Genomic DNA, 20,659 nt, shown 5'->3' on the forward strand with positions numbered 1-20,659 from the left:
GCGTTAATCTACGATACAGTGAGAGAGTTCTTCTGCTCGGGATTCATATGCTTGCAAGGTCGCATCTCGGATGAGCGCCCGGCTGGGAAAAAGCCAGCCAGATCGAAAACTCCCCCTTCACTCTCTCAATGATGGCAATTCGGCCGGTCTCGTCGGGCATTCGTTACCCCCGTCGGCCCTCGCCTGGCTAAAGTCCCTCCGAGCGCTTGCATCGCCTGACAACGGGCACGAATACCCCCGGCAGCAGAACGTCTGGTCGAGGCCCGCATGACGCGAAAAACTCGCCGGGGCAATCCAGCACTTTCGATACGCCTGACCCAAGAGGAGAGAGATCACCTTCGGGAGAAGTCATCCCTTCTTGGGACCACCGAAAGCGGTTACCTTCACGCGCTGCTACAAGCCGACATGGGCAAGAGGCAGCGCCGTCCAGGCCGACAGCATGTCGTTCTGCGCGAGGGATTGGCCAGGATCCACGCGGCATTGATTGTCCTTGGAAACCAATCCGTTTCAGAGCAATCAGATATCGGTGCGACGAGGCTCGTCGAACGCGGGCTCGCCGACGTCGTTGCCGCCCTCTTGCGGCTGGAAGATACGGTCCGCGGCGAATGATCGTAAAGGCCTTCAAATACAGGAGCGGCCAGAAGGGCGCGCAACGCCTGAACCACCATTTGTGGAAGGAGGATGGTCAGCACGTCGAGCTGTCTGAAACCAGAAATCTGCATGTGCCGGACAGCGCCGCAGGACTTCGGGTGATGCAATGCCTGAAGGGAGGCACGAGGGCGGAGATCGCGTTCTGGCACATCATCATATCCCCAACCACGACCTTGGACGCGACGGATCGCTCCCGTGTCGTGGACATGGTCATCGGTGAATTGCGGGCGGAGGCTCACCCGCTGATGATCTGGTCGCATGCTGACAAGCCTCGTGCGCGTCCAGGGGGAGGAGCGACCCATCTCCACCTCGTGCTCGGCCACATCTCGCCCACACTGCGCGCGCTCGACATGCGCAATCATGTTCAGCGACTTCAGAAGGTCATGGCCATTGCGACCTACGAAATCGAAGGGACGATCGCGCGCAGCTCGTTTCATCGTGGCATCGCCGCACGACTGGTCAGGGAAGGAAGGGCCGATGTCGCCGCTTGGCTCACCGACATGGCGGCTTCTGCCCCTCGGTCGCGGCCGCCTCGGATGACGGATGCGATGCGCCGGGCAGCAGCGGCTGCGGGGTTCAAGCTGCCCGCCTTTCAGGCCGAGCTCGAACGTCTTTGGGTTACCGGCGCATCGGAACGGAGATTCATCGCGTTCTTGTCCAGCGCCGGCATTACGGTCAGGAAGGGCGATCGGTCGCCGCACGCACTTCTGCTCTATCGTGAAGACCAACTGGTCGGGGTCATGCACCACATCCTCAAGCGCGGATCCGTTCCCGTCTACCGAGAAGCCGTACTGAGATTTCCGGGTCTCTGCGATGGGCCTTGGTCCTCCATTGACACCCCGACGGCACCTTCGAGGGAGGTCTACGCCCTTCGGCTGGAGATAACGGACGGGCTCGAGGCGCCGCTGAGACGCATCAGGAGGAAAGTGCTCGATCTGACCTACACCCAGGCGACCTCATCCGGCCGGGCGTTCGCGACCGAACCGGACCGACTTGCGGGCCGGCTCGATAAGCTGTCGCGCGCCGCCGCGATCCTCGAAACATCGATCGATCTGTTGTGGACGGACGAGCGCTGGGTTGTGAGGCCGGTCGAGGCACTGCTCGACCACGCCAAGCGCCTCCTGGGCGGCGGCACGCCCGTGACATCCGCCCAGCCGGATAATCGGGACGACGCAGAAGCGTCGCCTAACATTGAGGTGGCGGCCGTCGCGCAGGTCGAGGACGAGACATTAATGGGGCCCCTGTCGGGACCTTGACGGCGAAATCAGGCGTCGCAGGCGATTGCAAAAGAGATCAGGACGCCGCTTCAAAGCGGATGACAACCACCCGTCAGCCCGAACAACCCGCACGATTCTGTGAATCCGCAGCCGTCGGAGAACACCATCATGACGAGGTCCCGACTGCTCGGGTGTCGTACACCCCATCTCTGGTTCATGGAGGAAGAACGGCCGCCCCGGCGGCGAGCGGGATGCCGTGATCGATCAGGATCGTGCGGCCGGCAGTCGAGCCTATCGTCGTCTCCCCGCGGCGCAGATTCGGCGGAGGCCCATGACACCGGCGAGCCCTCGTTCGTTAAGGCGAAGTAACCATCTTACGGGCGGAGCGGGGGCGACCCTTGCAATTCGGAAAAACCACCCCATACTGATCAGGCCGCTCGCAATTCCTGCGGAGGCGGTCGCTGCCGGCGCTTGCAACACCGACAACGACCTGACCACAACCGACCGAATAGGAGTCGATCATGGCTAACAGCCAGTCTTACTGCGATTCGTCCTTCCCGTCCCCGATCTCCGAGGCCCCGGCCGCGTCCGGTATGCGTGGGATCATCCCCGCCAAGCCCGCGCTCTTGCCGGCCTTGCCGGAAGGTCAGGCGCCGGCGGTGCCCGGCCCCTACATCTTGAGCGACAGCACCGCCATGTATGTCGGCCACAGCGCCGATCGCGGTCGCGGCCATCAGGAGCGCGGCGCCCCCCACACGACCCCGTTCCCGGACCGGGTCACCTCCTCCACCTCCACCATCGACTAATCCGGATCGCGGGACCGACGTCGCCAACGCAACAAGCGTGGCACGCAACCGGCTCGTGGTCCGTCCAGTTCGTCAGGTACGGTCAAAGGCGCCAGCGCCCGTTGACCGTTGCCATACACGCGAACAACGGCACGGCCGGATCAAGCTGCCGCCCTCCGGGACGGCAGTGCGGCGTGCATTGCCAAGCTTTGGCGTCGTCGGCTCTCGCGCTCTCGAACCCAACTCAACCAGCGAGAATCAACATGACGCTTTTTTCTGCCAGCAACTCGGTGCAGGCCGCCTGCACCATCGTCCACCGCCCGCTCGGCGGCATCGAGGGCCTGCGCGAGGTGCACGACGACGTCGGCCGCCTCTCGGTGTCCGCCTTCCCGTTCGCGATGATCCGGGACATGTCGATGGCGCGCGCGGCCGTGCCGGCCTGCTACATCCTGGCCGATCATGCCAGTGCCTATATCGGGGAGACCGGCAATGTCGGCCGCAGGCTCTCCGATCACTTCCGCGACTCCACCAAGAGCTTCGCCAAGGAGGTCTACGTGGTCTCGGGCTACGAAGGCGCCTGGCTCGACCGGTGCGCCGCCCTTTACCTGCAGTATCGCTTCACCAGGATCGCCGAGGAGGCGGGGCTGGTCGAGGTCAGAAAGGGCGTCAGTCCGCAGGTCCTGGAGCTGCCGAGCCACCGGCGCGTCTCGCTCGACATCTTCGTCGAGCACGGCGAGCGCCTCCTGTTCGACGCCGGATGCCGGACGCTGCGCAGCAACTTCGGCAGCCAGCGCCGCCTCGCCGTCGAGGCCGAACCGGTCGGCCCCGATGATTCCGGGCCGATGCAGATCGGCGTGGTCGCCGCGCCGCCGACCGGCAGCGAGCTCGAGCTCGCCTATTCCGACCTCTGGGCGCGCGGCTACCACGCCCCCGACGGCTTCGTCGTGATGGCGGGCTCCGAGGTCCGCAGCACCGTCAACCCCAGCGCGCCGCCGATCGTCGAGACGCGCCGCGACGAGCTGATGGACGCCGATGCGTTGATGCCGATCCCGGGCCTGCAGGATCGCCAGCGCCTGTGCGTGGCCGTGTGCTTCCCGTCGGCGGCTATCGCCGCGAAGGTCGTCACCGGCGCCCATGTCGACTCCAGCAAGTGGCAGGCCCCGCGCTATCCGCAGCCGATCCTGATCGCAGCCTAGGAGCCGACCTCATGACCGATGCAACGGAGGTGCCGGAGCGCAAACCCCGGCACCGTGAGGCTCGCGAGCCCGATGCCGGCACCTGCACTCTCCTGGCGGCCGAACCCGCCAGGGATGCGCAATTCGTTCCCGTCGACAACATCCCTTGGCCGGTCAAGACGCCGAAGCGTCTGTGGCCGTTCGAGGCCAGCGACGTCACGGCCTTGCAATGGTGGCGGACGTTGCCGCCCGACATGTTTCGTCACGCCGAGCAGGCCCTGCTGCGCACGACCCTCGATCGGATTGCCCTGCTCCGTGGCGACGACGACTTCGCCGCCGCGCTTGCCGGCAATGCGACTGCGGCGATCGACGTCGCGCTCTTCCTGATGCCGATCACGGAGATCACGCTGAGCGTCGACATCGCCATGACGGCATTGTGCCGCTCTGCCCTGGCGCCGAACGCGACGGCCGCGCTGGTCATGGCCCAGATCGCCGGTCTGACCCACCTCGGCCACGAACATGCCGTCGAGCTCGCCACCTCCTGGAGCGCCTATGGGCGGCGCTACGTCGACGATCAGGAAAAATACCGCGAGGCCGAGGCGGTGCTGCTCACCGCCTTCCAAACACGCCAGCGCGAGGGAGAAAGCGCATGAACATCCAGATCCTGTCCGATCTCCACGCGGACGTTCATCCGATCAAGCCGATCACGATCCGCCCCGACGTCGACGCCGTCGTCGTGGCCGGCGACGTCTGCGAGGGCGCGGTCAACGCCTTTGCCTACCTGCGCCGCATCGTACCGATGCCCATCCCGATCCTGATGGTGGCCGGCAACCACGAATATTATCACCGCTTCCTTCCGGACGAGCTCACGCTTGCCCGCGCGAAAGCCCCAACCTTCAACATCCACTTCTTGGAGAACGACACGGTCGTGCTCAACGGCGTCTGTTTCGTCGGCGCAACGCTGTGGACCGACTACCGCATCTTCGGCGAGACCAATATCGGCGCCTCGATGAGCGCGTGCGCGGCCGGCATGAACGATCATCGTCGCATCGGCTGGCAGAAGCGGCCGTGGCTGCGGTTCCGACCGCAGGAAGCCGCGCTGCTCCATCATCAGTCCCGCGCCTACATCGACGCGACGCTCTCGACCGGCTTCGGTGGGCCGATCGTCGTCATCAGCCACCATGCCGTCCATTGGAACTCGGTGCTGCCCAAGTACCGGACCGATCCGGTCACGGCGGCTTTCGTGAGCGACATGACGGCCATCATCGAGGCCCATCGCCCCACGATGTGGGTGCACGGCCATGTCCATAATTCCAGCGACTATCGCGTCGCCAATTCTCGCGTCGCCGAGACCCGGATTGTCTGCAATCCCCACGGGTACGGCAGCGAGAACCCCGCCTTCGACGGCTCGCTCGTGATCGAGGTCGGAGGATAGGGCAAGTCCCGCCCCAACATCACTCCATCGAAAGCTCCTGCCGAAGGTCTTGCCCATGCTGGTCCGCGCGTTTCGGTTTCTCGATCCCGCTCGCATCTCCTCCGATCTGCCCGATCGACTTCACGCGCTTGCCGACGACTGCGAACGGCTGCATCGCAGTTCCGCTGTTCCGGCTACTGTTCTCAGCGACGCGCCGCTCCTGCAGGACTGGGCGCCCGTCCCGACGAGCGACGGCGTGAGGCTGGCCGGCTACGTCACGGGGCATCCGGTTCACGGCAATTGTCCGGTCGTGACGACGCCGCTCTGGTGGGCGGATCCTTCGGGCGGATGGGTTCGTAGCCTGTCCCGGTTCTACCGCCTGGGCGCCTGTGCCGGCGACGGCATCGTCCGCACGGCCGAAGATCGCGGATGACAATTGGTTATCGTGACAACGACGCTCTCGGTCGTTGTGCCATGAACGATTCCGGCCCTACCGGCGCGCTCCAATCTACAGTCCGATCGGACGGACGCCTTCCGATACGACGCCGACCACGATCTGCGATACTGACGAAATAGGGGCCGTTTGCATGGTCACGAACGGCACTTTATCATGGGTCGCTGAGACTACAGGTTGGATGAGGCAGACCTCTCTGCAAGTCTTGAAGCCAATTGACGACAAAGCTATTTTCCCAGCCACTGGGGTTTGCGCTTTTCGCCAAAGGCCTTCAGGCCTTCCTTCGCATCTTCGGTCATCGCGAGCAACGCGATCTGGCTTTCGGTATAGGCGATGCTCTCGTCGAACGACATGGAGGCGATCGCGCGCATGGCGTATTTGCCGCGGCGGATTGCGGTCGGCGACTTGTCGACGATGCGGCCGATCAGCCAGTCGACTTTTGCGTCCAGCTCGGCGGCCGGGACGACGTAGTTGAGGAGGCCTGCGTTTTGCGCGGCTTTCGCATCGAAGGGCTCGCCGGTGAGCGCCCATTCGTTGACGAGTCGCGGCGGCGCGATGTTCTGCAGGAGGCTCAGCACCTGCATCGGAAACACGCCGACCTTCACCTCGGGCAGGCCAAAGATGACATTGTCGGCCGCGACCGCCATGTCGGTCATGCACAGGAGCCCCATGCCGCCGGCCATGCAGACGCCGCCGACACGCGCGATCGCTGGCTTGGTCGCGTTCTGCGACAGCCGCAGCAAATCGGCATAGTCGACATTGGGCCTGGAGAAATCCATCGCGAACGCCGCGCCCGAGTTTTGCAGGTCGGCGCCGGCGCAAAATGCCTTCTCGCCCGCCCCGGTCAGGACGATGACGCGAACGTCCTTGTCGTCATGCGCGTCGCGATAGCCCTTGACGATGCCGGCGATTACATCGCCGTTCAGCGCATTGCGCTTCTCCGGGCGGTTGATGGTGATCCAGAACGCCTGTCCGCGCTTTTCGGTGATGACGCTGTTGGTGTCGGTCATGGCCTGCTCGTCCGTTGACAAAAACTTTACGGACATTTGCGGCAGACCTGCGCACCAGCGCAAGGGCAATCTGCGACGCTAGCGCCTCGACACAAATTTGCGGAACGATACCTGCGTTTAGACGCCGGCCGCTTTGCTGATCCAGACCTTGTTATCGTGGAACGCAGCGCCGCCAATCGGCGCGACCGCCTCGGCGCCGGTCAGGACGTTGATGCCGCGGCCGCCGATATGGTTCTTGTTGGGATGAACGGACTCCGCGATCAGCACGCCGCGGCGCACGCCTTCGAACAGTGTGGCGATCAGCGTGGTCTCGCCGCGGGTGTTGCCGAGTGTCACGGCGTCGCCATCCGCGATGTCGAGCGCGGCCGCATCCAGGGGATGGATCATCACGCTCGCCTTGCCCTCACGCGCCTGGGAGGACGGCGTCTCGTTGAAGGTGGTGTTGAGGAAGCTGCGCGACGGGCTCGTGGCAAGCCGGAACGGATGGGCCTGGTCGGAATGCTCGATCACCGCCCAATGGTCCGGCAGCGACGGCATCTTGTCGAAGTCACCCATCTTCTGGCCGAACGGCGGATGCGCCCAATCGGCCTTGAAATGGAATTTCCTGTCGGCATGGGCGAAGCCGTCGAGATAATGCGACGTGCGGAAGTCCGGCTGCAGGTCGCGCCAGAGGTCGGCTTCCAGGCCGGCTATGTCGCCGTGATCGCTCAGCTTCAGCGTCGCGTCGATCAATTCACGCGGCGTCAGCTCAAATCCCGGATGCCTGGCGCCAAGCCGCGGCGCCAGCGCCTGCAACACCTCGTGATTGGAGCGGCATTCGCCGGGCGGGTCGATCAGCTTCGGCCCGACCGAGATGTGCTGGTGGCCGCCGCCGTAATAGAGATCGTCATGTTCCATGAACATCGTCGCCGGCAGCACGAGGTCGGCCATCTCGGCGGTCTCGGTCATGAACTGCTCGTGCACCGCGACGAACAGATCCTCGCGCGCAAAACCCTGCCGCACCAGCGCCTGCTCCGGCGCCACTGTCATCGGGTTGGTGTTCTGGATCAGCATCGCCTTGACCGGACCCTTGCCGTGCAGGGCCTCGGAATCGCCGGTGAGGATGCGGCCGATCTGCGACTGATCGAGCGCGCGGATGGTTGGGTCGATGGCGTCGTGGCCTTCGATGATGGATTCATTGAAGTGCCACAGCGCGTAATTGTTGAAGAAGGCACCGCCGCCTTCATATTGCCAGGCGCCGGTCACCGCTGGAATGCAGTTCGCGGCATGCATCTGCGCCGCGCCATTGCGCGAGCGGGTGAAGCCGTAGCCGAGCCGGAAGAAGGTCCGCTTGGTCTCGCCGACCAGTTTGGCAAAAGCCTCGATCTCCGCCACCGGCACGCCCGAGATCGCGGACGCCCATTCCGGCGTGCGGGTCTTCAGATGCGCCTCGAGCTCGCCAGGGCAATCGGTGTACTTGTCCATATAGGCGCGATCGGCATAGCCGTCGCGGAACAGGACATGCATCACGCCGCAAGCGAACGCGCCGTCGGTGCCGGGCCGCAGGATGATCTTGATATCCGCCTGCTTCATGGTCTCGTTGTCGTAGATGTCGACGGCCGCGATTTTGGCGCCGCGCTCCTTGCGCGCACGGGCGGCGTGCGTCATCACGTTGACCTGCGTGTTGACGGGGTTGGTGCCCCAGATCACCACCAGGTCGGACAGCGCCATCTCGCGCGGATCGACGCCGGCGATCTTGCCGGTGCCGATCGCGAACCCGATGCGCCCGACATTGGCGCAGATGGTCTGATAGAACCGCGAATATTTCTTCACATGCGTGAGGCGGTTGAGGCCGTCGCGCATCACCAGTCCCATCGTGCCGGCGTAATAGTACGGCCAGATTGAGTCCGCGCCGAATTCGCGCTCGGCCTGGTTGAAGCGATCCGCGATCTCGTCCAGCGCCTCATCCCAGCTGATCCGGGCGAATTGGCCGGAGCCCTTCGCACCCGTTCGGCGCAGCGGATACATCAGCCGTTCAGGATGATGGATGCGCTCGGCATAACGGGCGACCTTGGCGCAGACCACGCCGGCCGTATAGGTCTGCTTTTTCGAACCGCGGACACGACCGATGCTGCGTCCCTCGAGCACCTCGACATCGAGGGCACAGGCCGACGGGCAATCATGCGGACAGGTCGAATGGCGGATTTCGATCTTGGCGTGCTGGTTCATGTCCAATTTGGTAACACCAAAATACCCCTCAGCCGAGGGTATTTATCCGGCAACGCCCATGCGATTTGCTCAAATCACGCGCCGCCGGTTCCTGCCGCGACCGCGAAGAGCGGCGCCGCCACACCGAAAACCACCCGAGATTCCAGGCACCATCAGCCTTGTGAGGCGTCGACAGTCCGCCTCCCCTGCCGCTACAGTGCCCAACAACAAGAACGACATCAGGGAGGTGGGTGTGACGGCCCGACAGTTCATGCTGGCGCTGGCCGCCGGCCTGCTCAGCGCATGCTCCGCACCGCCGTCCCTGGCGCAAGACTATCCCAACCATTCGGTCCGGATCGTCGTGCCCTTTGGCGCCGGTGGGCCGGCCGATGTCGCGGCCCGGCAGATCGGCAATGCGCTCCAGGAGAGTTTTGGCCAGCCCTTCGTGATCGAGAACCGCACCGGTGCGGGCGGCGTCATCGGCACCGTCGAAGCGGCGAAGTCGCCCGCCGACGGCTACACGCTGTTGATGATGTCCAACACCCAGACCGCGAACGAATCCTTGCTGACACCGGATAAACGCAAATACGAGCTGATGCGCGACCTCGCGCCGATCGCACCAGTCAACTCTTCCGATCTCGTCATCGTGGTGAACCCGCAAGTCGCAGCGAAGACGCTGCAGGAGTTCGTCGCGCTCGCCAAGTCGCAGCCCGGCAAACTGAACTACGCCTCCTCCGGCCAGGGCACGCCCTATCACATGGCCGGCGAGCTGTTCAAAGCCATGGCCGGCATCGACCTCGTCCACGTGCCCTATCGCAACAGTGGCGAGGCACGCAGCGGCGTGATCGGCGGGCAGGTGCAGATGATAATCGACGCCGTGCCGGCGATGGCGCCGAACATCGGCGAGAACCAGGTCCGCGCGCTCGCGACCACCGGCAAGCAACGCTCAGCGGTGCTGCCGAACGTGCCGACCGCGATCGAGGCGGGGGTCGCAGGCTACGAAGCCACGATCTGGCTCGGCCTGATGGCGCCGACCGGCACGCCGAAACCCGTGATCGACAAGCTCAATGCCGCCGTGAACGCAATGGTGAAGCGGCCCGACATCGTCAAGCTCTGGACTGCGCAGGGCGCGGTGCCGATGTCAATGACGCCGGAGGAATTCGACAAATTCCTGCGCGGCGACATCGAAAAATGGGCCGACGTGGTCAAGAAGTTCGACAAGTCCTGAGGCTGTAGAGCGACAATGCCTACCATTCAATTCCAGCTCAACGGCACGGCCGCGGCCGTGGATGCCGATCCGGATCAGACGCTGCTCGACGTGCTGCGCAGCCGGCTCGGCGTTACAAGTCCGCATTTCGGCTGCGGAGCCGGCGAGTGCGGCGCCTGCCATGTCATGGTCGACGACCGAGCGATGGCCTCGTGCGACCTGCCGATGTGGTCGGTCGCGGACAAGGACGTCGTCACGGTGGAAGGCCTCGGCACAGCGGAGCAACCGCATCCGCTGCAACGCGCCTTTAACGCCGAACAGGCGATACAATGCGGCTATTGCGTCTCGGGAATCCTGATCAGCGCGGCGGCTTTGCTGAAGCGCAATCCGTCGCCGACGGAGGCCGAGGTGAAAGCGGCGCTTGATCGCAATCTGTGCCGCTGCGGATCGCACAACCGCATGGTCCGCGCTGTGCTGCGGGCGGCGTCGGAGATGGTGGAAACATGAGTGCGCCGTCCCCTGCCCAAACACTGCCGGTCAGCCTTGCTGCCAATCCCAAGCTGTCATCCTGGGTGAAGCTCATCGGCGAAGGCCGTGTGGCGATCTCGCCCGGCAAGGTCGAGATCGGCCAGGGCATCGTCACGGCCCTAGCGCAGATCGCAGCCGACGAGCTCGACGTCGATATTGGCCGCATCGAGATGATCCGCGCCTCCACGGCGGCAAGTCCGAACGAGGGCGTCACCTCGGGCAGCCTTTCGGTCCAGCAATCCGGCCGGGCGCTGCGCCACGCCTGTGCCGAGGTCCGCCAGCGCTTCCTCGTCGCAGCATCCGAACGTCTCGGTGTCGATGCCTCGCTGCTCGACATCCATGACGGCACGATCTCGGGTCCCGGCAATGTCAGGACCAGCTATTGGGAGTTGGCCGGTGACGTCTCGCTCGACCACGACGCCAAAGCGGGCGCGACAGCGAAGATCGTCGCCAAACGCACTGTGGCCGGACATTCGGTCCAGCGCGTCGACATTCCAGACAAGGTGTTCGCGCGGCCGCGCTTTATCCATGACTGTCCGCTGCCGGACTTGCTGCACGGACGCGTGCTGCGGCCGGACATTTCCGGCGCCAGGCTGATCGCGCTCGACGAGACCGCGACGCGAACCGTTCCCGGCCTCGTCGCGATCGTCCGCGACGGCGGCTTTGCCGGCGTGGTTGCCGACGGCGAGGCAGCGGCGGAGGCCGCGCTGAAAGCCTTGCGCAAGGGGGCGACATGGTCGGCCGGTGAGCCGCTACCCGATGAAGCTGATCTCGCCGGACTCCTGAAGAGCCAGCCGGTCGAGACCACTGTCATCGACACCAGGACCTCTGCAGCAACGATAAAGAAAGCTGCTCGCACCCTCCGCCGGCAATACACCCGTCCCTACATCGCGCATGCCTCGATCGCGCCGTCCTGTGCGATGGCACAATGGAGTGGCGATCGCGTCCATGTCTGGACGCACAGCCAGGGCGTCTATCTGCTGCGCGCCGACCTCGCGATCGTGCTCAAGCTGCCGATCGAGAGCATCGTCGTCGAGCACATGGAGGGCGCTGGCTGCTACGGACACAATGCCGCCGATGACGTCGCGCTCGATGCCGTGCTGCTGGCGAAAGCGGCCGGCGGCCGTCCGGTGCGGGTGCAATGGTCGCGCCACGACGAGATGGCCCACGCGCCGTTCGGCGCGGCGATGGCGATCGAGATCGAAGCCGACCTCGATGGGGACAACGAGATCGTCGGTTGGCGCCATGCGATCTGGAGCAACGGCCACGCAGCGCGGCCAGGGCGCGCGGCACAGCCCGCGCTGCTTGCCGCAACCGAGATTACGAACCCCTACCCGCGCATGATCTCGACCAATCCGCCCGCGGCCAATGGCGGCGGCGGCGACCGCAACTCCGTTCCGCTCTACGACCTCGCGGCCTGGACGGTCACGAGCCACCGGCTGCTGACCATGCCGGTGCGGACCTCGGCGCTGCGGACGCTTGGCGGACAAGGCAATGTGTTCGCCATCGAGTCCCTGCTCGACGAGATCGCCGCCCTCCGCGGCGAAGACCCGATCGCGTTCCGCCTGCGCCATCTGCGCGACGAACGGGCAAAGGAGGTCATTCGCGCGGTGGCACGACGCGCGCAATGGAAACCGCAAAAGAAGTCCGGCATCGGTCACGGCGTCGGCTTCGCCCGCTACAAGAACACCGGGGCCTATTGCGCCGCGATTGCGGAGATCGAGGGCACTGACAACATCCGCGTCAAGCGGCTGACGCTTGCGGTCGATGTCGGCGAGGCCATCAACCCGGACGGCGTCATCAACCAGATCGAGGGCGGCGCGATCCAGGCGACAAGCTGGGTCCTGAAGGAACGCGTCCGCTTCGGCCGCACGCGCATCACATCGACGTCCTGGACCGACTATCCGATCCTCACCTTCAGCGAGGTGCCGATGGTGGATGTCGAGATCGTCCAGCGGCCGGAGATCGAGCCGGTCGGCGCCGGCGAGGCCGCCCACGGCCCGGTGACGGCGGCGATCGCGAATGCCGTTTACGATTGCCTCGGCGTGCGCGTGCGCGACCTGCCGATCACCCGCGACAAGATCATTGCAGCCATGGAGCAGGCGTCGTGACGACAGTGAGCATTTTGAGTGGAGGCGCGGCGCAAGGCCTGGTGCGCGGCCTCGGCGATCCCTTCAAGACGCAGACCGGCTTCGGCATCGACGGCGAGTTCGGCGCGGTCGGCGTCATGGCGAACAAGCTGCGGGCGGGAACGGCGGCCGATCTCGTCATCCTGACGCAAGCGCTGCTTGCAAAGCTTGCCGAAGAGACGCTCGTCATCCCAGCCTCGATCTCGGATGTCGGGCGGGTCGAGACCGCGCTGGCGGTCCGCAGCCGCGATCCCAAGGTGACCGTGAAGACCGAGGCCGATTTGCGCGAGGTACTGCGCAGCGCCGACGCGATCTACGTGCCGGACACGAAAGCCTCGACGGCGGGACAGCACGTCGCAAAGGTGCTGGATCAACTCGGCATCGCCTACGAGGTCGCTTCGCGCCTCAAGATCTTTCCCAACGGCGCGACCGCGATGCGGGAGCTTGCGGCGTCCACCGCGGCGCATCCGATCGGCTGTACACAGGCCACCGAGATCATCGCGACCGACGGCATCGCGCTGTCAGGAGCGCTGCCGCCGGGCTGCGAGCTCGTGACGATGTACACGGCCGGCGTGACCACGCGGGCCGTACATCCACAAGAGGCGGCCGCGCTGATCGCGTTGCTGACCAGCGCAGACCGCAGGGATCTGCGCCAGCGCGCCGGCTTTGCAGGCTAGATAATCGCCCTATGTGTGCAACTGGGTGAGACCGGTCGGCGGACCGTCGACGGCGGTCCAGCCACCATCGACAAACAATGTGCTGCCGCTGACATAGCTCGCGGCGTCCGAGGCGAGATAGGCGACGGCTGTCGCGACCTCGTCGGCGCTGCTCCAGCGGTTGAACACGGTATGGCCGGCGTAGAGATTGTAGATGTCGGGACGCTGCTTGAACGGGCCGGTCAGCGCGGTCTCGGCGATGCTCGGCGCGATCGCGTTGACGCGCACGCCGGAGCGTCCAACCTCCGAAGCAAAGCCCTTCACCAGCAGGCCGATGGCGGCCTTGGTCGAGCCGTAGACGCCAAGGCCCGGCTCGATAGTCACCGCCCGCACCGAGGAGCAGGCAATGATGCTGCCGTTCTTCTGCTCGACCATGATGCGGCCGAAGGCCTGGAAGAACCAGACCGTGCCCTTGATGTTGAGGTTGAGGACGCGGTCGAGATCCTCCTCGGTGTAGTCGAGGATGGTCTTGCGGATGTTGAGCCCGGGCGTCGTCACCGCGATGTCGAGCCGCGAAAATTTCTGCATCACGGTCTTGGCCAGTGCGTTGACGTCCGCAGCGCTCGCCGCGTCACACGCAGCCGCCTCCGCCCAGCCGCCGTTCTCACGAATGGCGGCGGCGGTTGCTTCAGCGCCTTCAATCGCACGATCGGCGCAGACGACACGGGCGCCGAGCCCGGCCAGCGCCTCGGCCGACGACTTGCCGATTCCGGAGGCGGCGCCCAGCACCACGGCCGTCTTGCCGGTGAGATCGAAGAGCTTGCGATAGTCAGTCACGGATAGATTCTCCCTGCGTTGCTGCTAGCCCTTGTAGCCCATCAGCAGACGGGGCAGCCACAGCGAGAAGGCGGGGACGTAGGTCACGAACATCAGAGCTGCGATCAGGGCGGCGTAGAACGGCAGGATAGTGCGCATCACCGCGCCCACCGAGATGCCGCCGATGGCGCAGCCCACGAACTGCGTCGTCCCGACCGGCGGGGTGTTCAGCCCGAGCGCGCAGTTGATCAGCATCAGCATGCCGAACTGCACCGGATCCATGCCCGCCTTCATCGCGATCGGCAGGAAGATGGGCGTGCAGATCAGGATGGTCGCGGCCATGTCCATGAACGTGCCGAGCACGAACAGAATGACGTTGATGAGCAGGAAGATGACCCAGGGCTGGTTCGAGACCCTGCTCATCATCTCGCCGGCGAAGTCGGCCACCTCGTAAAGCCCCATTAAATACTGGAACATAGTGGAGACGCCGATCAGCAGCAGCACCACCCCCGTGGTCTTCACCGCCTTGGCCGCCGCGCGCAGGAAGTTCGGCAAGGTCATCGTGCGGTAGATGAAGAACGTCAGCAGGATCGTGTAGGTGACCGCGACGGCCGCGGATTCGGTCGCCGTGAACACGCCCGACAGGATGCCCGCCAGGATGATGCCGACGATCAGAAGGCCGGGCAGAGCGGCCGCGAACGAGCGAAAAACCGCGGGCCAGCCCGGGAACTTGCCGGCCGGATAGCCGCGCTTCACCGCGACCGCGTAAGCGGCGACCAGCATGCATACCATCAGCACCAGCGCCGGCAGGAGGCCGGCGGCGATCAGCGCGCCGATCGAGACCTTACCGCCGGCGGCGAGCGCATAGATGATCATGTTGTGACTGGTCGGCATCAGTGCTCCGACCAGCGAAGCATGGGTCGTGACGTTGACGGCGTAGTCGGTGTCGAACCCTTCTTTCTTCATCATGGGGATCATCACCGCCCCCATCGCCGACACGTCGGCCACGGGCGAGCCGGACACGCCGCCGAACAGCGTGCAGGCGACCACGTTCGACATGCCGAGCCCGCCGCGGATGTGTCCGACGAGATTCTTGGCGAGCTGCACGATCTTGTCGGCGACGCCGCCATGCAGCATCAGCTCACCGCTGAAGACGAAGAACGGGATGGCGAGGAAGGAGAAGATGTTCATCCCCGACATCATCTGCTGGAAGATGACCGCGACCGGGAGGCCCTCGTAGAGGATGGTGCAAATCGCCGAGAGGCCGATCGCGAAGGCGACGGGGACGCCGAGGACCAGGAAGCCGAAGAAAGTGGCGCCGAGAATGATCAGTTCCATGAGGGGACGACCTCTTCGCCGCGCAGGAGAGCGATGATGTGCTCGATTGAAAAGGAGACGATCAGGACGCCGGAGGCGATCAGCGGTACGTAGCGGATGACTTCGGGCAGCCCGAGATTGGGGATCTTCACGGTTCCGACCGACGCCCCGAGGATCCAGCCGTTATAGGCCATCGCGACGCCGAACCCGGCGACCAGGACGTGGATGACAAGCTCGATCTTCTCCCGCGCATGATCCGGCAGCATCACCAGCAAACTGTCCATGCCGATATGTCCGGCATCGCGCACACCGACCGCGGCGCCGATCAACGTGACATACAGGATCAGAACCAAGGCAAGGTTCTCCGTCCAGGTCGGGCTGGAATTGAGCACGTAGCGTCCGAACACCTGGTAGAAGACGATGGTGACGATGACGAGCAGTCCGGTCACCGACAGATACATCCCCAGCCGAGCGACGGGAGCATTGATCCGGGACAGCAAACCGGTGGACGGGCGTCCGGCTACGTCCAGTTCGTGGTCTGCGACGTGAGGGTCTGTCATCCAAGTCTCCTTGCAAGTCTCCTTGCGCGCCTCCAACGCGTCGGTCCGGCGTCGCCAGTCGGCGCGCCGGACCGACGCTATGGACTTACTTCGTGTCCTGGATACGCTTGACGAGGCCCTTCAGCTTCTCGTCACCGGCGAACTTGTCGTACACCGGCTTCATCGCGTCGACGAATTCCGCCTTGTTGGCGATCGTCACGACCTGAACACCGGCCGCTTCGACGGTCTTGCGGGACGCCTGCTCACGCTCGTCCCAGAGCTTGCGCATGACGGGGACCGATTCCTTCGCCGCCTTGCGGACCATCCCCTGGTCCTCCTTGCTCAGCGTGTCCCAGACCGTCTTCGACATCACGAGAACTTCGGGCGCCAGGGAGTGCTCGGTGACGTTGTAGAACTTGGCGGCCTCGAAATGGCGCGAGGACTCGTAAGACGGCCAGTTGTTCTCGGCAGCGTCCACCAGACCGGTCTTGAGAGCGGTATAGACCTCGCCGTAGGGCATCGGCGTCGGATTGGCCCCGAGGCTCTGGATCATGCCGACCCACAGATCGGATTGCTGGACGCGAATTTTCAGACCCTTGACGTCCGCAAGCGACTTGATCGGTGCCTTGACGGTGTAAATGGACCGCGCGCCGCTGTCGTAATAGGCGAGGCCGATCAGGCCTGCGGGCGCCATCGCCGCCAGGATCTCGTCGCCGATCGGCCCGTCAAGGACGGTACGCATGTGCTGCGTGTCCCGGAAGATGAAGGGCAGGCACAACGCGATCGTTTCCGGCACGAAGTTGTTCAAGGGCGATGCGTTGATCCGCATCATGTCGAGTGCGCCGATCTTGAGCTGCTCGATGGTGTCCTTCTCGGAGCCCAGCGCACCGTTGGGGAACACCTTCACGCCGAGCTTGCCGCCGCTCGCCGCTGCGAGCTGCTTGCCCATGAACTTGACGGCCTCGACGGTCGGATAATCGGCGGGATGGATGTCGGCGGAACGGAAATCGCGTGCGGTCGCCAAAGGGGCTGAGACCGCCAGCAGAGCGGCTGCGATGACGCCGGTAAGTATCTTCATCTGAGCTTCCTCCTGAGTTGATTATGTCGTTGGGCAGAGCTGCGGGCCGCCTTGGGTCGCTCCACTTCCGGTGTGAAGTCAAGCGCCATTGTCGTCCCTAGGGCGCGCGGCATTCTCTGTCCAAGCTAAATCCGGCATCGATCAATGCTAGAGTTGCATCGATGGATCAAGCCGGCTTTGGGCAGACAACCGGCCCATCGTCCAGTTTTTCCGAAATCATCTGGTCGTCCGGCGCGGGAAGCGTTCGTGGGCGTTGCTTGACGACGCCGGTGCGGCCCCCTCAAGATGCTGCGAAACAAAACGACCATCCCGAGGAATGCCCATGCCGCGGAAGCTGATCGACATCTCCGTGCCGCTCAGAAACGACGTGACGGCCGATCCGCCGGGCAATCACCCGGCAATCCAGTACATCGATCACCAGCAGGGCCTGCCGCGGATGCTGCAGTTCTTCGAGGGCCTCACGGCGCAGGACCTGCCGGACGGCCAGGGCTGGGCCGTCGAGCAGGTCTCGCTGTCGACCCATAACGGCACGCATCTGGATGCGCCCTGGCACTTCCATCCAACCATGAATCGCGGCGAGCGGTCATGGACGATCGACGAGGTGCCGCTGGAGTGGTGCTTTCAGCCCGGCGTGAAGCTCGACTTCCGTCATCTCCCCGACGGCTACGTGGCGAGCGCCGACGACGTCGAGAAGGAGTTGAGGCGGATCGGGCATGCGCTGTCGCCGCTGGAGATCGTCGTCGTCAACACCGGCGCCGGCGCCAGGTTCGGCCAAGCCGATTATGTCAGCTCGGGCTGCGGCATGGGCTATGAGGCCACCATGTATTTGCTCGAACGCGGCGTGCGGCTGACCGGCACCGACGGCTGGAGCTGGGACGCGCCGTTCGTCCATACCGCGAAGAAATATGCCGAAACGAAAGACGCCGGCCTGATCTGGGAGGGCCACAAGGCGGGGCGGCACATCGGCTATTGCCATCTCGAGAAGCTGCACAATCTCGACCAGCTGCCTTCGACCGGGTTCACCGTCTCGTGCTTTCCGGTGAAGATCGAGCGGGCCTCCGCAGGCTGGACCCGCGCCGTCGCGATCATCGACAGCTAGCTGTCGAGCCCGCTCTCGGCGAGTTCGCGCAAGGCATCCATATCGAGCACGACGATGGCGCCGTGCTCGAGGCGAACCCAGTTGCGGCCCGCCCAGGCGCGCAATTGCTTGTTGATGCTCTCGCGCGTCATCCCCACCATCTCGCTGATCTCCTGCTGCGTGATGACGAGCGTGCCGCTGCCGGAGTCGAACTTGCGCTCTTCGGTGAGCCCGAGCAGCGCGCTCGCAAGCCGGCCCGGCAGATTTTGCAGGATCACCTGCTCGACCTGCTGGCTGGTCCAGCGCAGGCGCGCGCAGAGCAGCTCGATGAATTTCATTGCGAGCGCCGGCTGGCTCTTCACGAACGGCAGGAAGTCCCGGCGATCGATGATGTAGAGCTCGCAATTGGTGTTGGCGGTCGCATCGGCCGACCTGGGGGCGCCGTCGAGCACCGCGATTTCGCCGAAGATCTCTCCGGGACCGATCAGATTGAGAATGGCGTTACGGCCATCGGGCGACGAAGAGGAGATCTTCACCGTCCCCGTGATCACCGCAAACAGGTTGTTGCCGGGATCGCCCTTGGCGGCGATCGTCGCGCCGCGCTTCACCGTGGTGTGCTTGGCGTAACGGCAGAGCTGATCCAGCGCCTCCGGCCCCAGATCCGCAAAGATCGGGTGCTTGCGCAGGACCGATAATTTATTTCCCGCCGCTTGTCGGGGGTCGTCGCCGGTCTTGTCCTGAGGCACGCCACTGGGCTCCTAAGACTGCGAGGCACTGGGGTCCCTGCGTAGTCAGTGTAGCCCAGTTTTTCAACCGGAAAGCATGCTCCCTATTTGAGGCAAACGCGGCGAAAATATGCCGCGGTCAGGCGTGAAGCCGGCAGCCGAAGGATGAGCCAATGCGTCCTAGGCGATGCAGAGTTGCAGGCGCCGCACGCCGCCTTGCGTTGAGGCGCTGCCAACCCTCCCGCACTCGCACGGCATAGCCCGCGCCGCGGGCGCAAATGCGACCGTGATCTCAGGAGCTTCGACGCTTGACGTCTGACTTGAGCGGGCCCGCACTGGTTTGCCGGTCTGCCCAGGCCAGTGCCCCGGCGAATGTGACAAAGATTGCTACGACAATGATGCTCATAAGCAACGCGTCAGCCGGCATGATGCCCTCCCCTGTGGTTTCAGGCATTATTCGGGGCACGCGGCCGAATGCATTGATCCCGATCAAAATCGAGCCGCGCTGCGTCGGAATCAGGCTGCGGCCAAGGCCTCGACCTTCGCCGGATCGAGCAGGCTGATCCCGCCGTGAATGATCTCGATCACGCCGTGGCGCTCCAGCTTGGTGAACGTGCGGCTGACGGTCTCGATGGTCAGGCCGAGGTAGTCGGCGATGTCCTGGCGGCTCATCGGAAGCGGGACCGTGTCCGATGCCCCCTTCAGCGAGACCAGCCGCTCGCGCCAGCCGAGCAGAAAGGCCGCAACCTTTTCGTCCGCCGAACGGCGGCCGAGCAGGACCATGTGGTCCCGGGCCTGGTTCAGCTCGCGAATCGCCAGCTCGTTGATCCGCCTGAGGAGGTGCAGCCGGTCCTCGATGAAACGGCCGAAGGGTGCCTTCGCGAACTGGCATACGGTCACCGCGCCGATCGCATCGGCCGAAAAATTGTGCCTGCCCGAAATATTCATCCCCAGGAAATCGCCGGGCAAGGCAAAGCCCACGATCTGCCGGCGGCCGTCGGGGAGCAGCTTGTACAGCCGCATGACGCCCTCGAAGAGATTGTAGAACGAGGTCGTGATGTCCTCCTCGGAGAACACAGTCTCGCCCGAGGAAAAATGGACGCCCCGGCCGAGATGCTCGAATTCCCGAAGCTCGACCGCATCCAGCGACGAACAAACCGCTGATGCGCGGACGGCGCAATCGCTGCAGAGCTGCCAGTTCGGCTCAATCGTGACTACGGGCTTCATCGACCGCTCCAAGCGCCGGCTGCCCATCAGGCCCACTCCGTCGCGCGGATGCATTTTACTGCACTGCGCCAAAGCCGGTTGACCCAGATCAATTTTGGAGGGAATCCCCGCCCTATTCTTCTCCCGGATTTAAACGGGGTCACTTTACATGCTGCAAGGCACGCTGCGTCACGGGTTGGTCGGGTTGCTTCTGATGACGCCTGCCCTGGCGGCCCCGACCGCCGAACAACGCGGCAAGGCCTTTGCGCGCGCCAATTGCGCGCGCTGCCACGCGATCGACCGTGCGTCGAACAGTCCGCTCAAGATCGCACCGCCGCTGCGAGCCCTGCACCAGCGCTATCCCATCGAGAGCCTTGGGGAGGCGCTGGCCGAGGGCATCAACACCGGCCACGCCGACATGCCGGCCTTCGAGCTCAGTCCGGACCAGATCCACGATCTCCTGTCCTACCTCAAGACCCTGGAATAG

The 20,659-nt window shown here is 64.5% G+C and carries 21 protein-coding genes; 13 read left to right on the forward strand and 8 right to left on the reverse strand.

The features are described from left to right. The first annotated feature begins 267 nt into the window (after nucleotides 1-267). From IVB45_RS25870 to IVB45_RS25900, 7 genes are all read left to right on the forward strand, one after another. A complete protein-coding gene (locus IVB45_RS25870) occupies nucleotides 268-609 on the forward strand; it encodes a hypothetical protein (RefSeq protein ID WP_247356579.1) in 342 nt (113 codons plus the stop codon). Next, a complete protein-coding gene (locus IVB45_RS25875) occupies nucleotides 606-1,907 on the forward strand; it encodes a hypothetical protein (RefSeq protein ID WP_247356578.1) in 1,302 nt (433 codons plus the stop codon). The genes IVB45_RS25870 and IVB45_RS25875 overlap by 4 nt, the downstream gene beginning before the upstream one ends. A gap of 482 nt (nucleotides 1,908-2,389) precedes the next feature. Further along, on the forward strand, nucleotides 2,390-2,674 hold the full coding sequence (locus tag IVB45_RS25880; protein WP_247356577.1) for a hypothetical protein: 285 nt from the start codon (nucleotides 2,390-2,392) through the stop codon (nucleotides 2,672-2,674). A 242-nt stretch (nucleotides 2,675-2,916) separates the two neighbouring features. Continuing rightward, the gene (locus IVB45_RS25885; protein WP_247356576.1) at nucleotides 2,917-3,849 is read left to right on the forward strand and encodes a hypothetical protein; all 933 of its coding nucleotides are present in this window, start codon (nucleotides 2,917-2,919) and stop codon (nucleotides 3,847-3,849) included. Between the two features lie 11 nt (nucleotides 3,850-3,860). Beyond that, a complete protein-coding gene (locus IVB45_RS25890; RefSeq protein WP_247356574.1) occupies nucleotides 3,861-4,481 on the forward strand; it encodes a hypothetical protein in 621 nt (206 codons plus the stop codon). Further along, nucleotides 4,478-5,263: a metallophosphoesterase gene (locus IVB45_RS25895; protein ID WP_247356571.1), complete on the forward strand. Its 786-nt coding sequence runs from the start codon at nucleotides 4,478-4,480 to the stop codon at nucleotides 5,261-5,263. Before IVB45_RS25890 ends, IVB45_RS25895 begins: the two co-directional genes overlap by 4 nt. Before the next feature lie 55 nt (nucleotides 5,264-5,318). Then, nucleotides 5,319-5,675: a DUF6634 family protein gene (locus IVB45_RS25900; RefSeq protein ID WP_247356569.1), complete on the forward strand. Its 357-nt coding sequence runs from the start codon at nucleotides 5,319-5,321 to the stop codon at nucleotides 5,673-5,675. A gap of 248 nt (nucleotides 5,676-5,923) precedes the next feature. Here the strand turns inward: IVB45_RS25900 and IVB45_RS25905 are convergent, their stop codons facing one another. After that, a complete protein-coding gene (locus IVB45_RS25905) occupies nucleotides 5,924-6,706 on the reverse strand; it encodes an enoyl-CoA hydratase/isomerase family protein (protein WP_247356567.1) in 783 nt (260 codons plus the stop codon). 117 nt (nucleotides 6,707-6,823) lie between these two features. Continuing rightward, nucleotides 6,824-8,914: a molybdopterin oxidoreductase family protein gene (locus IVB45_RS25910; RefSeq protein WP_247356566.1), complete on the reverse strand. Its 2,091-nt coding sequence runs from the start codon at nucleotides 8,912-8,914 to the stop codon at nucleotides 6,824-6,826. Between the two features lie 250 nt (nucleotides 8,915-9,164). Between IVB45_RS25910 and IVB45_RS25915 the strand changes: the two genes are divergently transcribed. From IVB45_RS25915 to IVB45_RS25930, 4 genes are read left to right on the forward strand one after another with little or no spacing between them, the layout of a single operon-like run. After that, nucleotides 9,165-10,121, forward strand: a complete 957-nt coding sequence (locus tag IVB45_RS25915; RefSeq protein ID WP_247356672.1) for a tripartite tricarboxylate transporter substrate binding protein — start codon at nucleotides 9,165-9,167, stop codon at nucleotides 10,119-10,121. Between the two features lie 15 nt (nucleotides 10,122-10,136). Continuing rightward, nucleotides 10,137-10,607 carry a (2Fe-2S)-binding protein gene (locus tag IVB45_RS25920; RefSeq protein ID WP_247356564.1) on the forward strand — a complete coding sequence of 157 codons (471 nt, stop codon included), beginning with the start codon at nucleotides 10,137-10,139 and terminating at the stop codon, nucleotides 10,605-10,607. After that, a complete protein-coding gene (locus IVB45_RS25925; RefSeq protein ID WP_247356563.1) occupies nucleotides 10,604-12,739 on the forward strand; it encodes a molybdopterin cofactor-binding domain-containing protein in 2,136 nt (711 codons plus the stop codon). The genes IVB45_RS25920 and IVB45_RS25925 overlap by 4 nt, the downstream gene beginning before the upstream one ends. After that, on the forward strand, nucleotides 12,736-13,434 hold the full coding sequence (locus IVB45_RS25930; protein WP_247356561.1) for a substrate-binding domain-containing protein: 699 nt from the start codon (nucleotides 12,736-12,738) through the stop codon (nucleotides 13,432-13,434). Before IVB45_RS25925 ends, IVB45_RS25930 begins: the two co-directional genes overlap by 4 nt. A gap of 9 nt (nucleotides 13,435-13,443) precedes the next feature. Here the strand turns inward: IVB45_RS25930 and IVB45_RS25935 are convergent, their stop codons facing one another. The 4 genes from IVB45_RS25935 to IVB45_RS25950 form a co-directional block, all read right to left on the reverse strand. After that, nucleotides 13,444-14,250 carry an SDR family oxidoreductase gene (locus IVB45_RS25935; RefSeq protein WP_247356560.1) on the reverse strand — a complete coding sequence of 269 codons (807 nt, stop codon included), beginning with the start codon at nucleotides 14,248-14,250 and terminating at the stop codon, nucleotides 13,444-13,446. 24 nt (nucleotides 14,251-14,274) lie between these two features. Next, complete coding sequence (locus IVB45_RS25940; protein ID WP_247356559.1) at nucleotides 14,275-15,567, reverse strand: TRAP transporter large permease; 1,293 nt, start codon at nucleotides 15,565-15,567, stop codon at nucleotides 14,275-14,277. Further along, nucleotides 15,558-16,106 carry a TRAP transporter small permease gene (locus IVB45_RS25945; protein WP_027566714.1) on the reverse strand — a complete coding sequence of 183 codons (549 nt, stop codon included), beginning with the start codon at nucleotides 16,104-16,106 and terminating at the stop codon, nucleotides 15,558-15,560. The genes IVB45_RS25940 and IVB45_RS25945 overlap by 10 nt, the downstream gene beginning before the upstream one ends. 85 nt (nucleotides 16,107-16,191) lie before the next feature. Further along, on the reverse strand, nucleotides 16,192-17,163 hold the full coding sequence (locus tag IVB45_RS25950; protein ID WP_247356558.1) for a TRAP transporter substrate-binding protein: 972 nt from the start codon (nucleotides 17,161-17,163) through the stop codon (nucleotides 16,192-16,194). 322 nt (nucleotides 17,164-17,485) lie between these two features. Between IVB45_RS25950 and IVB45_RS25955 the strand changes: the two genes are divergently transcribed. Then, on the forward strand, nucleotides 17,486-18,262 hold the full coding sequence (locus IVB45_RS25955; RefSeq protein WP_247290372.1) for a cyclase family protein: 777 nt from the start codon (nucleotides 17,486-17,488) through the stop codon (nucleotides 18,260-18,262). Here IVB45_RS25955 and IVB45_RS25960 read toward each other — a convergent pair. Together IVB45_RS25960 and IVB45_RS25965 are read right to left on the reverse strand one after the other, a co-directional pair. Continuing rightward, complete coding sequence (locus IVB45_RS25960; RefSeq protein WP_027566711.1) at nucleotides 18,259-18,987, reverse strand: Crp/Fnr family transcriptional regulator; 729 nt, start codon at nucleotides 18,985-18,987, stop codon at nucleotides 18,259-18,261. The two genes, IVB45_RS25955 and IVB45_RS25960, sit on opposite strands and share 4 nt — an antisense overlap. A 495-nt stretch (nucleotides 18,988-19,482) precedes the next feature. Further along, nucleotides 19,483-20,193, reverse strand: coding sequence for a helix-turn-helix domain-containing protein (locus IVB45_RS25965; RefSeq protein ID WP_247356557.1), 711 nt, complete (start codon nucleotides 20,191-20,193; stop codon nucleotides 19,483-19,485). 148 nt (nucleotides 20,194-20,341) lie between these two features. Here IVB45_RS25965 and IVB45_RS25970 point away from each other — a divergent pair, with 148 nt between their 5' ends. Then, nucleotides 20,342-20,659 carry a cytochrome c gene (locus IVB45_RS25970; protein WP_247356556.1) on the forward strand — a complete coding sequence of 106 codons (318 nt, stop codon included), beginning with the start codon at nucleotides 20,342-20,344 and terminating at the stop codon, nucleotides 20,657-20,659.

The organism is Bradyrhizobium sp. 4 (genome assembly GCF_023100905.1).
Lineage (GTDB): Bacteria > Pseudomonadota > Alphaproteobacteria > Rhizobiales > Xanthobacteraceae > Bradyrhizobium.